Annotated in this window: 13 protein-coding genes; 12 read left to right on the top strand and 1 reads right to left on the bottom strand. The window is 63.6% G+C overall.

Translation table 11 applies throughout. The features are described from left to right. The first annotated feature begins 36 nt into the window (after positions 1-36). From CQ020_RS11665 to CQ020_RS11635, 7 genes are all read left to right on the top strand, one after another. Positions 37-1,659 (top strand): ABC transporter substrate-binding protein, encoded by a 1,623-nt coding sequence (locus CQ020_RS11665; RefSeq protein WP_374955193.1) that lies wholly within the window; start codon positions 37-39, stop codon positions 1,657-1,659. A 101-nt stretch (positions 1,660-1,760) separates the two neighbouring features. Further along, the gene (locus tag CQ020_RS11660) at positions 1,761-2,717 is read left to right on the top strand and encodes an ABC transporter permease (RefSeq protein ID WP_024819607.1); all 957 of its coding nucleotides are present in this window, start codon (positions 1,761-1,763) and stop codon (positions 2,715-2,717) included. A 3-nt stretch (positions 2,718-2,720) separates the two neighbouring features. After that, the gene (locus tag CQ020_RS11655; protein ID WP_105691997.1) at positions 2,721-4,841 is read left to right on the top strand and encodes a dipeptide/oligopeptide/nickel ABC transporter permease/ATP-binding protein; all 2,121 of its coding nucleotides are present in this window, start codon (positions 2,721-2,723) and stop codon (positions 4,839-4,841) included. After that, positions 4,838-5,644, top strand: a complete 807-nt coding sequence (locus tag CQ020_RS11650) for an ATP-binding cassette domain-containing protein (protein WP_105691996.1) — start codon at positions 4,838-4,840, stop codon at positions 5,642-5,644. Before CQ020_RS11655 ends, CQ020_RS11650 begins: the two co-directional genes overlap by 4 nt. A gap of 37 nt (positions 5,645-5,681) precedes the next feature. Beyond that, a complete protein-coding gene (locus CQ020_RS11645; protein ID WP_105691995.1) occupies positions 5,682-6,599 on the top strand; it encodes a dihydrodipicolinate synthase family protein in 918 nt (305 codons plus the stop codon). Between the two features lie 18 nt (positions 6,600-6,617). Then, positions 6,618-7,619, top strand: a complete 1,002-nt coding sequence (locus CQ020_RS11640; RefSeq protein WP_105692051.1) for an ROK family protein — start codon at positions 6,618-6,620, stop codon at positions 7,617-7,619. Positions 7,620-7,641: 22 nt separating this feature from the next. Continuing rightward, the gene (locus CQ020_RS11635) at positions 7,642-8,328 is read left to right on the top strand and encodes an N-acetylmannosamine-6-phosphate 2-epimerase (protein ID WP_105691994.1); all 687 of its coding nucleotides are present in this window, start codon (positions 7,642-7,644) and stop codon (positions 8,326-8,328) included. Between the two features lie 79 nt (positions 8,329-8,407). Here CQ020_RS11635 and CQ020_RS11630 read toward each other — a convergent pair whose 3' ends face one another. Beyond that, entirely contained in the window at positions 8,408-9,229 is an 822-nt protein-coding gene (locus CQ020_RS11630) for a sulfurtransferase (RefSeq protein WP_105691993.1), read from the bottom strand. 157 nt (positions 9,230-9,386) lie between these two features. Here CQ020_RS11630 and CQ020_RS11625 point away from each other — a divergent pair, with 157 nt between their 5' ends. The 5 genes from CQ020_RS11625 to CQ020_RS11605 all read left to right on the top strand — a co-directional run bounded on the left by CQ020_RS11625 (position 9,387) and on the right by CQ020_RS11605 (position 15,150). Next, positions 9,387-10,844 carry an NAD(P)/FAD-dependent oxidoreductase gene (locus CQ020_RS11625; protein ID WP_105691992.1) on the top strand — a complete coding sequence of 486 codons (1,458 nt, stop codon included), beginning with the start codon at positions 9,387-9,389 and terminating at the stop codon, positions 10,842-10,844. Between the two features lie 69 nt (positions 10,845-10,913). Next, positions 10,914-11,735: an ABC transporter ATP-binding protein gene (locus tag CQ020_RS11620; protein ID WP_105691991.1), complete on the top strand. Its 822-nt coding sequence runs from the start codon at positions 10,914-10,916 to the stop codon at positions 11,733-11,735. Then, the gene (locus CQ020_RS11615; RefSeq protein WP_105691990.1) at positions 11,732-13,768 is read left to right on the top strand and encodes a YhgE/Pip domain-containing protein; all 2,037 of its coding nucleotides are present in this window, start codon (positions 11,732-11,734) and stop codon (positions 13,766-13,768) included. Before CQ020_RS11620 ends, CQ020_RS11615 begins: the two co-directional genes overlap by 4 nt. Further along, positions 13,765-14,409 carry a TetR/AcrR family transcriptional regulator gene (locus CQ020_RS11610; protein WP_105691989.1) on the top strand — a complete coding sequence of 215 codons (645 nt, stop codon included), beginning with the start codon at positions 13,765-13,767 and terminating at the stop codon, positions 14,407-14,409. Before CQ020_RS11615 ends, CQ020_RS11610 begins: the two co-directional genes overlap by 4 nt. Positions 14,410-14,493: 84 nt before the next feature. After that, the gene (locus CQ020_RS11605) at positions 14,494-15,150 is read left to right on the top strand and encodes a hypothetical protein (protein WP_258141852.1); all 657 of its coding nucleotides are present in this window, start codon (positions 14,494-14,496) and stop codon (positions 15,148-15,150) included. Positions 15,151-15,180: the final 30 nt, after the last annotated feature.

The following is a 15,180-nucleotide window of genomic DNA, read 5'->3' as shown; positions in this document are numbered from 1 at the left end:
CCGATAACCCACGAAACGCGAATGGTGAGGCACCCTATGAGCAAGACGATCCAAAGCCTGCCGCTGGTCAACGACGCCAGCCGCCGGAACTTCCTGAAGCTAAGCGGCGCAGTTGGTGCAGCAGCCGCCTTCACGGCAACCCTTTCCGCGTGCGGCGGCGCTGCCAGCACCACCACGGGTACAACCACCAACACGGCGGCCGTCAACAAGGACCTCACCATTGAGGCCGGTATCTCCTACGCGCTGTCCACCGGGTTCGATCCCCTGAGCTCCTCCGGCGCCACCCCGATGGCAGCCAACCTCCACATCTTCGAAGGCCTCATCGAGCTCCACCCCGCCACCCGCCAGCCATACAACGCGCTGGCAGCAACGGATCCCAAGAAGATCAACGACACCACGTACCAGGTGACCATCCGCGAGGGCGCCACGTTCCATGACGGCTCCCCCGTCACCACCGAGGACGTCGCCTTCTCCTTCACCCGTGTGATGGACCCTGCCAATAAGTCCCTGTTCTCCCAGTTCATCCCTTTCATCCAGGACGTCAAGCCCTTGGACGCGAAGACGGTGGAGTTCACCCTTAAGTACGCCTTCCCGGGCTTCGGCCCCCGCATCTCCGTGGTGAAGATCGTTCCGAAGGCACTCGCCACAGATCTGAAGGCCTTCGACGCCTCACCCGTAGGTTCGGGTCCGTACAAGCTGATCTCGGCAGTCAAGGACGACAAGATCGTCTTCGAAGCGTTCGCCGCCTACAACGGTCCCAAGCCGGCACTGGCCAAGGGCATGACCTGGCTGCTGCTCTCCGACGCGGCAGCCCGCGTCACCGCAGTCCAGTCCGGCCGCGTTCAGGCGATCGAAGACGTTCCCTACCTTGACGTCGACGGCCTGAAGTCCAAGGTCAAGGTTGAATCCGTCCAGTCCTTCGGCCTGCTGTTCCTCATGTTCAACTGTGCCAAGGCCCCGTTCGACAACAAGCTGGTCCGTCAGGCGCTCCACTACGGCATGGACAAAGAATCCATCATCAAGAAGGCCCTGTTCGGCAACGCCAAGGCCGCCACGTCCTACTTCCAGGAAGGTCACCCGGATTACGTCAAGGCCAAGAACGTGTACGGCTTCGATACGTCCAAGGCAGAAGATCTTCTGAAGCAGGCCGGAGTCACCAACCTCGAGTTCGAACTCCTCACCACGGACACCGCCTGGGTCAAGGACGTTGCACCGCTGATCCTCGAATCCTGGAACAAGATTCCTGGCGTCAAGGTCACCGTGAAGAGCCTCCAGTCCGGCGCTTTGTACAGCGACCGCGTGGGCAAGGGCGATTTCTCCGTGGTTGCAGCTCCTGGCGATCCGTCAGTCTTCGGCAATGATGCAGACCTCCTCCTGAGCTGGTTCTATTCGGGTGCAACCTGGATGGACAAGCGCGCCTTCTGGACCACTCCCGAGCGCACCAAACTGCAGGAGCTCATGAACAAGGGCTCCCAGGCATCCGGTGACGAGGCCAAGAAGATCGTGGGCGAAATCGTGGACATGGTGTCCGATGAAGTGCCCCTCTACCCCATCTTCCACCGCCAACTCCCCAGCGCCTGGGATGAGAAGAAGCTCAACGGCTTCCAGCCCCTTCCCACCACCGGCTTGTCGTTCATCGACGTCGGACGAACTGCCTAAGCACCCTTCGAGTTGTGGGGCCCGCTCTGCGGCCTGAATCCCCCAAATAGTCCGCAGAGCGGGCCCCGCAACCAGCAGCACCCAACCAACCGGAGAACAAATTGGTCACGATATTGCGTCTGCTTGGTCGCAGACTTGCAGCATTGCCATTGATGATCCTGGGCATCACGTTGCTCGTCTTCCTCGTCTTGCAGGCCGCTCCCGGCGATCAGGCAAGCTCCGCCCTCGGTGACGGCGCCAGCGAGGAAGCCAAGCAGCAGTACCGCCAGGACAATGGCCTGAACGATCCCCTGGTCCTGCAGTACTTCCGATTCCTCGGCAAGCTCCTGCAGTTCGACCTCGGCGTCACCACCCCACCGGCCAAGTCGGTGGCATCCATGATCGGCTCGGCGTTTCCCCTGACGCTGCAGCTCACCTTCCTTGGCGTCCTCATTGCGATCGTGCTTTCCCTGGCGTTCGGCATTCTGGGAGCCCTGTATCGCGATAAGTGGCAGGACCAGTTGGTTCGTGTCTTCTCCATCGCCGCGATCGCCACGCCGTCGTTCTGGCTCGGCATCCTGCTCATCCAGTGGTTCGCCCTGGGTGAGAACCCGATGTTCCCCTCGGGTGGAATTGCGACGCCGGAATCCGGCTTTGGCGGTTGGCTCAACTCGATGGCCCTCCCGGCACTCGCCCTCGGCATCCCCGTGTCAGCATCGCTGATCCGCGTGGTCCGCACCTCGATGGTGGAAGAACTGGACCGCGACTATGTCCGGACCGCCATCGGCAACGGTGTCCCCTACCGCGAGGTGGTCTCCAAGAACGTCCTCCGCAACGCGCTCGTCACCCCGGTGACCGTGCTGGGACTCCGCGTCGGTTACTTGCTGGGTGGCGCCGTCGTGATTGAAATGATCTTCGCCCTGCCCGGCATGGGCCAGCTGATCCTCAACGGCATCACCAACCTGGACGTCAACCTGGTCCAGGGCGTGGTGCTCACCATCTCGGTCACCTTTGTTCTGGTGAACATCGTGGTGGACCTCCTCTACCTGCTCATCAACCCCCGAATCAGGACGGTATAGCTCATGCGCAGCAAGCTCGCAGAACGGCTAAGTGCCCCGGGCATTCGTTTCAAGGCCCTGCCCTGGGGCTCCCGTATCGCCCTGCTCTTCCTCATCGTGATTGTCCTGGCAGCAATTTTCGCGCCGGTCATCGCACCGCACGATCCTCTGGAGACGTTCATTCCGGCCACCCCACCGGGTGCCGAGCACTTCTTCGGCACCGACCGCCTGGGCCGCGACATCTTCTCCCGCCTCCTGTTCGGCGCGCAATCGTCGCTGATGATCGGCCTCGGCGCGGTTGCCCTGGCCATCCTTGCCGGTGCACTCCTCGGTTCCTTCGCGGCCACTTCCAGCAAGTCCGTGAACGAGATCATCATGCGGCTCATGGACATCCTCATGGCGTTCCCCGGCATCGCCCTGGCAGCCGTACTGTTGGCAGCGTTCGGCAACTCGGTGCCCACCATCATCATCGCGATCGCCATCATTTACACGCCGCAGCTGGCCCGCGTGGTCCGCGCCAACGTGCTGGCCCAGTACGGCGAAGACTACGTCCGTGCCGAACGCGTGATCGGCGCAGGCCGTTTCTACATCCTGGTCAAGCACATCGTCCGCAACACTGCCGCTCCCGTGCTGGTGTTCGCCACGGTCATGGTGGCCGACGCCATCATCCTGGAAGCCTCGCTGTCCTTCCTGGGCGCCGGCGTGCAGGACCCCGCACCGTCATGGGGCAACGTCATTTCCTACGGCCGCAACCTGGTCCTGTCCGGCGGCTGGTGGGCCACCACCTTTGCCGGCGTCACCATCCTGCTGACCGTGCTGTCACTGAACATCCTGGCCGAGGGCCTCACCGACGCCATGGTGAACCCGAAGCTGCGCCGCGCGCCTGTAGTAAAGGACGACGACGGTTCCGCAGCTGTTATCGCCGTGGACACCGAGGTGGCCACGTCCGTGGCCCAGCCTTCCGTGGTTGAGGAACACGAGCTCGACGGCGTCCGTGCGGCTTCCAGCGACACCGTCGCTTCAGAGGCGGGAACCTCAGCCGTCCTCACCGACGTGAAGCTGGCCGCCACGAATCCGCACCTCCTCCTGGACCGCGAACTGGAACTGCTCGCAGCCATCGAAGCGAAGCGCACCGACCGCCTCCCGCAGGTTTCTCCCGAAGCGCGAAACGTGCTCGAGGTGAAGAACCTGTCCATCCGATTCCCGGGCCGTTTCGGCGACATCGCGATCGTGGACAACGTCTCCTTCACCGTCCGCGAGGGCGAAACCATGGGCTTGGTGGGCGAATCCGGTTGTGGCAAGTCCATCACTTCCCTGGCCGTGATGGGGTTGCTCCCCAAGACTGCCCAAGTCACCGGCTCCATCAAGTTCGATGGCAAGGAACTCCTGGACTCCGCCACCATGCACAGCAACCCGAAGGCCTATGAGGGCCTCCGGGGCGAACAGATCGCCATGGTCTACCAGGACGCGTTGAGCTCCCTGAACCCGTCCATGAAAATCAAGGACCAGATGGAGCAGCTCACCAAGCGCGGCGGGCGCAAAACTCCTGCCGAGCTGCTGGAAATGGTGAAACTGGATCCCGTCCGGACACTCGCCAGCTACCCGCATGAGCTCTCCGGCGGCCAGCGCCAACGCGTGCTGATTGCCATGGCCCTCTCCCGTTCGCCCAAGATCGTCGTTGCCGATGAGCCCACCACCGCCCTGGACGTCACGGTCCAGAAACAGGTTGTGGACCTGCTCAACGAACTGCGCGAACAACTCGGCTTCGCCATGGTTTTCGTCAGCCACGACCTCGCCCTGGTGGCCTCACTGGCACACCGCATCACCGTGATGTACGCCGGCCAGGTGGTGGAATCCGCACAGGCTTCCGAGCTTCTGCAGAACCCCAAGCACGAGTACACCCGCGGCTTGCTCGGCGCGGTGCTCTCCATCGAGGCCGACGCTGTGCGCCTCCACCAGATCCCCGGCACTGTCCCGTCCCCGCGGGACTTCGCGACGGGCGACCGCTTCGCGGCCCGCTCCCTGCGATCCGACGCCGATCCCCACCAGAAGCTGGTCCTCACCACCGTCTCTTCGGTTTCCTCGGCGAACGGTGACGATGCCGACCACTACTGGGCGAGCCACCTGAAGGAGGATGCGAAATGAGTCAGTCAACCGGCAAGGCGGTCATCGAGCTCAAAGACGTCAAGGTATACCACCATGCACGAACCGGTGGCCTGTTCCGTCCGAACATCGTCAAGGCCGTGGACGGCGTGGACTTCACCATCAGCCGCGGCGAAACCGTGGGAATCGTGGGTGAGTCCGGCTGCGGCAAGTCCACGCTCGCGTCAGTTCTTGTGGGACTGCAGCCGCCGACGTCGGGCCAGGTTTTGTTCCATGGAAAGCCGGCCATCAAACGGAACGCAGCCATGCGCAAGCAGTTTGGCCGCTCCGTGTCCGTGGTTTTCCAGGACCCGGCAACAGCACTGAACCCGCGCATGACCATCCAGGACATCCTCACCGATCCACTGCAGATCCACGGCATCGGCAACGCGTCAACACGCGCCGCCAAGGTCAAGGAACTGTTGGCGCTGGTTGGCTTGCCGCAATCGGCAGCCGAAGTGACGCCGTCGCAGGTTTCCGGCGGTCAGCGCCAGCGTGTGGCGATCGCCCGGGCCCTTGCCTTGGACCCGGACATCATCGTGGCGGACGAGCCGACGTCGGCGCTGGACGTTTCGGTCCGTGCGCAGGTCCTGAACCTGCTGTCCGATCTGAAGACCCAGCTGAACCTGGGCATGGTGTTCATCTCGCACGATATCCAGACAGTCCGCTACGTCTCGGACCGTATTTGTGTCATGTACTTCGGCAAGATCGTCGAACAAGGCTCAGCCGCGCAGGTCTTCGACAACCCCAGTAATGACTACACCAAGAAGCTGCTGGGCGCCGCGCCAAGCCTGCTTCACATCTAGTTTTTCCCTTCACAAGCTACAAACAACGGAGAATTCTGTGTCCACTCAGTTCCAGGGCGTCATCCCCCCGGTCATCACCCCCCGCCATGCAGACGGAAGCATCGACACTGCGTCGCTGAAGAACGTCACCAAGCACCTGATCGACGGCGGTGTGTCCGGCCTTTTCGTCCTGGGCTCCTCCGGCGAAGTCCCCTACCTGACCAACGATGAGCGTGAAGTGGTGGTCTCCACCATCGCCGACGCCAACGCTGGAGCAGTTCCGTTGATCGTGGGCGCCAACGAGCAGACCACCACCCGCGTCATCGAAGAAGCGCGCAAAGTGGTGGACCTGGGCGCTGACGCGATCGTGGTTACCTCCATGTACTACGCAATCGGCAACGCAGCGGAGACGGAGACCCACTTCCGCGACATCCACGCCGCCATCGAGAAGCCGATCTTCGCCTACGATGTCCCGGTCCGTACGCACTTCAAACTGCCCACGGACCTCCTGATCCGTTTGGGCCGCGACGGCGTCATTGCCGGCGTCAAGGACTCCTCCGGCGACGACGTTTCCTTCCGCCAGTTGCTCCTCGCAGCCAAGGACATCCCCAACTTCGACATCTTCACCGGTCACGAAGTTGTGGTGGACGGCGCCCTTCTGGGCGGCGCGCAAGGTGTTGTCCCGGGCCTCGGCAACGTTGATCCGGCCGGCTACCGCCGCCTCTTCGACGCCGCGCAGGCCGGCGACTGGGCTCTGGCGGCAAGGGAGCAGGACCGCTTGGCCGACGTCTTCGAGATCGTCTACACCCCTAACGGCCGCGTGTCCGGCGGAGCCGCTGGTCTGGGTGCGTTCAAGACCGCGCTGCAGGTGATGGGCGTCATCGAGTCCAACACCATGAGCTCGCCGATGCTTTCCTTGAACGATTCCGAGACTGCTGCGATCCGTTCGATCCTGGAACGCAACGGGCTGGTCTAGGTTTCAATGCCCACCTCCATGACCCACGTGATCGGCGTTGACCTCGGCGGCACCAAAACCGCCGCCGGGGTGGTCTCCGCCTCCGGTGAGGTTCTGATGTCGGAGACCATTCCGACTCTGAACCGGGATGGCGGCGAAGCGATCCTCGACGCCACCGCAGCGCTGATCACGGGCTTGGTGGAGCGCGCTGCCGACGCCGGAATTTCAGTTTCCGGCGTCGGCATCGGCTCCGCTGGGGTCATCGATGCCTCTTCCGGGTCCGTCGTGTCTGCGACCGACGCGATTCATGGCTGGGCCGGGACTGAGCTTGTTGCCGGGCTTTCATCCCGTCTATCGCTTCATGTTTCGACCGTGCGGGCCGTCAACGATGTCCACGCCCATGCCCTCGGTGAGGCCTGGCTTGGCGCGGCCGCAGGTTCCTCAAGTTCGCTCATGGTGGCGTTCGGAACGGGCGTCGGCGGAAGTTTTGTGCTGGATGGTTCGCCTGTTCTGGGGCACCGCTTTGTGGGCGGGCATGTGGGGCACTTCGCTTCTTCTTATGCCTACTCCGATGGTGTTGCGCTGCCGTGTGTGTGCGGTGGGTCCGGGCACGTGGAGGCGATCGCTTCGGGGCCCGCGATTTATGAGTCGTACCTGCGGTTCGGCGGTTCTGCCTTGGCAGCCCTGGACACACGGGGAGTGTTTGGACTGGCCTCTGCTGCTGAAGCGGGCGACGGCGGTGCTGGGCTCGACGGCGGTACTGCTGAAGGTTCGGCGGATAACCGCGCCGCAGCCCTGTGTGCCATAGACGTGGGCGCAGCTGCGGCGGGTCAAGCCCTGGGCGGACTCATCAACATTCTTGACCCCGAAACCGTCGTGATTTCCGGTGGTTTGGCCGACGCCGGCGAGCTCTGGTGGAAGCCCATGGAGTTTGCCTTGCGTCAGGAACTGCTGGCTCCCTTGGTTTCCGTGCCTGTTGTTCGAGCACGCCTCGGCAACACCGCCGCCATCGTTGGCGCCGCAAAACTCGTCCTTAAGTAGTCCGTAAGTAAAGGGAGACATCATGATTCTCACCCCCGAAGGCCTCGAAGCCCTCCGCTCCCAGTTGATCGTCTCCTGCCAGGCGTACCCCGGGGAGCCCATGCGCGATCCCCGGACCACTGCGCAGGTGGCCGCGTCAGCGGTCATTGGTGGAGCCACGGCGATCCGTGTCCAAGGGCTGGCCGACGTGCAGTTCACGCGCACCGCCGTCGAGGTCCCTGTCATTGGCCTCTGGAAAGACGGGCACGAGGGCGTCTTTATCACCCCGACGCTGCGTCATGCCCTTGCTGTGGCGAATGCCGGTGCTCATGTTGTGGCGATTGATGGAACGCGTCGTTCGCGGCCCGATGGGCTTTCCCTTGCTGACACTGTTGCCGGCATTCACGCCGATTCCCATGCACGGGTCATGGCGGATTGCGGTTCGTTCGACGACGCCGTGGCAGCCGTGGAGGCGGGCGCAGACCTGATCGGCACCACGTTGTCCGGTTACACCGGCGAGCGCCCCAAAACCGACGGCCCGGACTTTGCGCTCTTGGAACAGATCGCCTCCGCTGGCCTGGGCAAACCACTTATCGCTGAGGGGCGCATCCATACTCCTGCGCATGCACGGCAAGCCCTCGACGCCGGCGCATTTGCGGTGGTGGTGGGTACAGCCATCACCCACCCGGCCAGCATCACGGGCTGGTTCAAGGGCGCGATGCACGCGTAGCCCTCGCGTTGCGAGGCCCGCTCTGCGCCCCAAAACCCACGCCAACCCCGCAGAGCAGGCCTCACAACGCGATGTCAGGCTAAATTGTTGTCTCCACGGGCCTGTCCAGTGCATGGCCGTACTGGGACCATCCGCCGACGAACAGCTTGCCGGTGCCCATTCCCAACTGCTCCATCACCAACAGGTTGTGGCAGGCGGTCACCCCGGATCCGCAGTAGGCAGTGGTGTTCTTCGCGGTCAGCACTCCGGCGCGCTCGAAGTTCGCGCGTATCTGTGGCTCCGCGAGCAGATGCCCCGTGGCGTCGAGGTTCTCACGGCATGGCACGTTCACGGCACCGGGTATGTGTCCGGGGCGGGGATCGATAGGATCTTGCCGGCCTTCGAAACGGTCACGATTCCTAGCATCCACTGTGAGGAAGGCGTCAGAGGAAGCTTCCGAAATGTCTGCCAGCAGGTCTGCAGGCCAGGCTTTGGCAGTGAAGCTCCCGGTCCGAGGCAGCGGCGTTTCCGTGGAGAGATCCCCGGGATAGTTGCCGATACCCCCGTCCAGGATCGCCGCAGTGTGTCCCGTGGATCGGAGCATCCAGACCAGCCGGGCTGCGATGACTCCCCCGGCGTCGTCATAGGCCACTACGGTGTCCGAATCACTAATACCGGCTTCACGCATCCCCTGGGCAAACACTTCCGGATCGGGTAGCGGGTTCCTGCCGGCTTCAGGTGATGCCGGCCCGGACAGCCATCTGTCCATGTCCATGAAGACTGCGTCCAGGAGATGTCCGGCGTCGTAGGCGTCCTTGCCCGAAGCGCCGTCCAAGTACCAGCGCGTATCCACGAAGACGACCCTCCCGAGGTTGCGGGCACACCAATTCCAGTCAACAAAAGGCTTCAGTTCTTCTCCCATGCATCGAGCCTAAACAGAGCTTCCATATTTTGAGATACCTATCCCAATATATGGACAGGTCCGTAGCGTTTGCGGGGCCTACTGTGCGCCCCAAAGCCCCCGCGAAACCCGCAGAGCAGGCCTCACAACACTCAGGGAGCGGTTGTAGGCTTTCCCCATGACTGCCGAGAGCTCCCGGGAATTCGACGTAATCGTGATCGGCGCGGGCGCCGTAGGAGAAAACGTGGCGGACCGGGTGGTTCGCGGCGGCCTCACGGCGGTGATCATCGAAAGCGAGCTGGTGGGCGGCGAGTGCTCCTACTGGGCGTGCATTCCCTCCAAAGCGCTCCTCCGGCCGGGGAACGTGCTCCACGCCGCCCAAGTGGTGCCGGGGGCGAAGGAAGCGATCACTGGAACCGTGGATGCCGAGGCTGCCCTTAAGCACAGGGACTGGTTCACCAATAATTGGCAGGACGGCAGCCAGGTTGAATGGCTGGACAGCGCCGGCATTGAGTTGATCCGTGGCCGGGGCCGCATCACGGGACCGCGGGAAGTTCATGTGGACGGGATCGACGGCAACAGTTACGCGCTCAAAGCCCACCATGCCGTAGTGATTGCGACAGGCTCAACTCCCACCATTCCAGACATTGACGGCCTCAGCGACGTACCCTTCTGGACGACCCGTGGCGCCACGGCAGCCAAGAACGTCCCGAAGCGTTTTGTGGTGCTCAGCGGGGGCGTAGCCGGAGTGGAGATGGCGCAGGCGTTCGCCCGCCTCGGCTCGGACGTCACGCTCATTGCCCGCGGCCGTTTGCTAAGCAACTACCCGGAGGAAGCCGCCGCCCTGGTGCTGGCCGGGCTCCGCGCCGACGGCGTCGCTGTCCACGTCCACACTGATGTCCAAAGGGTGGGGAAGAACGACGACGGCTCGGTCACGGTGACGCTCGACGACACGTCGCTCACGGCGGACCAACTCCTGGTCGCCTCCGGAAGACACCCCGCCCTGGCCAATCTGGGCCTGGAAAATGTGGGGGTGGAAGCGCAGGACGGTAAACCCCTGCGGCTCGCTACCGACCCCAGCGGACTGGTGGAAGGCCCGGCGAGCGATGGCACCAGCGGACTGTGGCTCTACGCCGCCGGGGATGCGGCCGGCAAGGTACTCCTGACACACCAGGGCAAATATGAGGCCCGGGCTACCGGCGACGCAATTGTGGCACGGGCCAACGGCAAGCTCACCGGCACTCCGAATCCATGGAGCCCCTTTGCTCACACGGCCAACCACCACGCCGTCCCCAGCGTGGTGTTCACGGACCCTGAAGTGGCCTCCGTTGGCCCAAGCCTGGAGCAGGCGCTGCTGCAGGGCAAGAACGTGACCGGCGTCGAATTGCCCATTAACGTGTCCGGCTCCCAGCTCCACTCCCCCGACTACAAGGGCTGGGCCCAGATGGTGGTGGATGAGGACCGAAGAGTGATCCTCGGAGCCACCTTCGTGGGCCCTGGCGTTGCCGAACTCCTCCACTCCGCCACGATCGCCATTGTTGGCGAGGTTCCCTTGGACAGGCTCTGGCACGCTGTTCCGTCATATCCCACCATCAGCGAAGTGTGGCTGCGCCTGCTGGAAAAATACGGCCTCTGATCCTATTTGAACTGACCAGTCAGTTCAGTTAGACTTTTCGCAGACACCATTTCTGCGAAAGGCTTCATTGTGCTGTCCGTACAGCAACTCCAGATCAACGGCCGCCGGGGCGACCTCCTTCCGGCAACGTCACTTCAAGTCCGCCGCGGCGAACTCCTGCTCGTCGCTGGAGAGGGCCAGGACCAGCGGACAGCTTTGGCGTTGGCCTTGAGCGGACGCATGAAGCCAAGCAACGGCGTCCTCAGCTGGGACACCACCACCAAGACCAAGAAGATCCGCCTCGCCAGCGCCTTGGTGGACTCCCCCGGCGTCAACGAACCCGAGCAACACCTCAGCGTCCGCGACCTCGTCACCGAGGACCTCTCCCTCATCCCCCGCCGTTACCGCGGCGCGCTCCTGAGCAAGCCGTGGCTGAAGGTCAACAGCTTTGAAGACATCGCCGGTCTCTGGATAGAACAAATTCCCGCAGCCCGCCGCCTGGAACTCCTCACCGCGCTCGCCCTGGCAGATCCGGCCACCGACCTCCTTGTGGTCGACTCCCCGGACCGCCACAGCGCCGATCCCTCGGCCTGGTTGCCCCGGCTTCAGGCATTGGCGTCCGACGCCGGGCGGCCGCTTGCCGTCGTCGCCGTCGTAGCTGCCCTCCCGGACAACTGGACCGGAGCTGCCGCGGTGATCGGAAACTCCGTCACGCATCCCCCTGAACCGGAAGCGGAACCCAAACCTGCCGAGCCCAAGCCGGCCGCCGCCGTCGAACCCAAGCCGGTAACCGCCGTCGAGCCCAAAGCCAAGCACGCAGCCGAAACGGTCCCGGCTAGCCCCGAACAACCCGCAGCCGTCAAACCCGCTGCCCACCCTGAATCCGAAAACCTTCAAAGGACTGCAAAGTGACTGTTCTGCGGCTGGCCCGCTCCGAACTCAAGCGCATGACCGGCGGGCTCCTGCCCAAGCTGACCATCCTCGCCCTGACCATGGTCCCGTTGCTGTACGGCGCGGTGTACCTTTACGCGAACTGGGATCCGTACGGCAACCTGAACCAGATCGATGCCGCCTTGGTAGTGGAAGACACGGGTGCGACGTCGTCGGACGGCACCCAGCTGCAAGCAGGCAAGAAGGTGGCAGACAGCCTGGTGGAGGGCCACGTCTTCAACTGGAAGCAGGTCTCCAGCGCCGAGGATGCAGATGCCGGTGTCCGCACGGGTGAATACGCCTTCGCCCTGCGCATCCCCAAGGATTTCTCGGCCAACCTGGTCTCCCCCGGCAGTTTCGATGCCGCCAACCAGGCCATGCTGCACGTCACTACCAACGACGCCAACAACTACCTGCTGAGCACCATCGTGGACAAGCTCACCACGGCAGTGCATTCAACGGTGGCCAAGGAAGTGGGCGAGGAAACCGCCAACCAGCTCCTCACCGGTTTTGGCACCATCCATGCGTCCATCGTGAAGGCCGCTGATGGTGCCTCGGAGTTGGCCACGGGTGTGGGGAAACTCAGTGATGGCGCCGCGACGCTGCACACCGGCACCACCCAGCTGGTCACCGGCGCGGACCAACTCGTGGCCGGGCAAACCCAATTGCGCGATGGCGCTGTGCAGCTGAACGCCGGTGCGGGCCAGTTGAGCTCGGGCCTTACCGAGCTCAGGAACAAGACGGCCACTCTGCCAACGGATTCCCAGAAACTCGCCGATGGGGCGGCTCAAGTAGCCGCCGGAAACGCCGAGCTGAACACGAAAGTCCAGGACGTCGTCGGGCAGCTCGAAGCGGCAGATAAGGGCCTCCGCAACCGCGTGGTCGAATCGAACGCGCGGCTGGTCACGGCCGGTGTGCTGACGCAGGAGCAGGCAGACAAGGTCCTGGCAGACTTTGATGCCGCCGCAGCGTCGAGCCCCGTCACCGATGCGAAGGCAAAAATTTCCGGTGACGCTGCCAAGATCCAGCAGCTCTCCGACGGTTCAGCCGCTGTGAGCGCCGGAGCGTCCAAGCTCGCCGCCGCCACACCAGCGCTGACCGACGCGATCTCGAAGGCCGCTGACGGGGCCGGGCAGCTGAACGCTGGCGCATCGACCTTAGCCGCCGGGCAGCAGACCGCCCTGGACGGCGCTGCCAAGCTCGACGACGGCGCCCACCAATTGGACGACGGTGCAGGCCAGCTCGCCAGCGGCGCAGTGACCGCGTCCGATGGTTCACATACCCTGGCCACCGAGCTCGCCAAGGGCGCGGGAGACATCCCCAACCCGAACGATGAGCAGAAAAACAGCGTCTCCAAAGTGATCGCGGATCCGGTGGCCGTGGACAACGTGTCCCAGGCCAAGGCTGGATCCTATGGTGCCGGGCTGGCACCGTTCTTCCTGACACTGGCCCTCTGGATCGGCGTGTTCATGCTGGTCCAGGCCATGCGACCCATCACTCAGCGGGCCTTGGCGTCGAACGCCCCCGCCTGGAAAATCGCCGTCGGAGGCTGGCTGCCGTTTTTCGTGGTCTCGGTCCTGCAGGCCACCATCCTCACCCTGGTGGTGAACCTTGGCCTGGGCTTGAACCCTGCCCACCCCATCGGAATGTGGCTGTTCATGTTGGCCGCGGTGATGGCGTTCAGCGCGATCATCCAAGGCATCGTGGCGCTCATGGGGACGCCCGGCAAGTTTGTGGTGCTGATCCTGTTGGTCCTGCAGCTCGTTTCCTCAGGCGGCACGTTCCCGTGGCAGACCACGCCCATGCCGCTCCATGTTGTGCACGAGGTTCTGCCTATGGGTTACGTGGTGACCGGCATGAGGCACCTGATCTACGGCGGCGAGCTCAGCATGATCTGGCCCACGGTACTTGGCCTGCTTGGATACACTTTGCTGGGAATGGCGCTGTCCACGCTCGCCGTCCGCAAGCACAAGGTGTGGACCCTCAAGACACTGAAGCCGGAGATCGCAGTATGAGCACCACCGAGCCGGACCCTTCCGAAACCGGCGCTGGTCTCTCGGAGAAGAAGCTCCGTCCCGGCCGCACCAACGCCACCAAGCAGCGCCTGTTCGAGGCCTCCATGGAGCTGATCGGCGAGCGCGGCGCGGCGGGGGTGACCGTGGATGAAATTGCGGCCGCCGCCGGGGTGTCCAAGGGGACTGTGTACTACAACTTCGGCAGCAAATCCGATCTGATTGCGCAGTTGCTGCGGCATGGTGTGGACATCATGCTGGGCCGTCTGCAGGATGTCCGCGGTCAGAGCAACGATCCCCTTGAGTCCATGAACAACATGGTGGGTCAGGCCATGGAGTTCATGGACGATTACCCCTCCTTCGCCCGCCTGTGGGTTAGCGAAAACTGGCGCACGCCCGGTGAGTGGAGTGCCGTATTTGCTGAGCTTCGGGCTGAACTCCTGGCCGTGATCGGCTCGGCCGTTGAAAGCGTCGCGGCAGGCTACAAGGTGGATGAGAGCATTGCCCGCGGCTCTTTGGAGGCAGCGATCTTCGGAGCCATCTTCGTGGTGGGCCTGGACCGGCAGACGTACAACCCCGAACGTACCCGCGAGCAAAGCGTCGCAGCCGTGATGACCATCATGCACGGGTACGTGATCAAGTAGCTCGGGCTCGCAACGGTATCCAACTGCAATGTACGACGGCGTGGCGTAGCCACTTGGTCGGCGATGATTAACCTCATGCGTCACATGGGGAACAGCGGGAAGCTTGCGGTGGTGGCCGCATTCGTCTCACTCGGGCTGTTGGTGCTGGCCGCCGTGGTCCTCGAGGAACTGGTTCTGTACTTGTTCCTTGGCGCTGTGCTGGTCTGCTATCTGGCCTCCCTGGTGCAAGTCTTTAGCCGCCGACGCTATCTTGTGGTCCTGCTTGGCGCAGCGGGAACCAGCCTGTTCATCGGCTGCAGCATCGCGTTCCTGCGGATGTGGGGCATCGCGTTCAACCAGGATGCCAACGCGCTGGGCGGTGCTGCACTGGGCAGCGCTGCGCCGGGCAGTTCCGTCAGCACCCAGGATTCGGACATCTACTTCTACTTGGCCGTAGCTGCAGGAATCGGAACGCTGGCGGTGCTGTTCCTCGGAGCGGTAGTTCCGTCGTTTGGTTCACGGGCTGGGGCCCCAGTCCGACGACCTGCGACTCCAGCCAAGCGGACGGCGTCTCCCCGCAAACCCGCAACCTCCCGGCCGGCTGTTCCGGCCAAGCGCCCAGCGGCCCAGACGCAACGCCCGTCGAGCACTGGCAAGGCCTCGTCCACCAAACGTCCCACAACACCCCGGACCCCTGCAGCGCCAGCCAAGCGTCCGACGTCGAACGCTTCCACCCAACGCAAGCCGGCCCCCAAGCGCTAGAGCCCCCAAGTAGGTGACAGCACATGTCGC

This window comes from Arthrobacter sp. MYb23 (assembly GCF_002979775.1).
GTDB lineage: Bacteria > Actinomycetota > Actinomycetes > Actinomycetales > Micrococcaceae > Arthrobacter.
The sequence above is the reverse complement of the archived record's forward strand: the minus strand, read 5'-3'. Positions and strand labels throughout refer to the sequence as shown.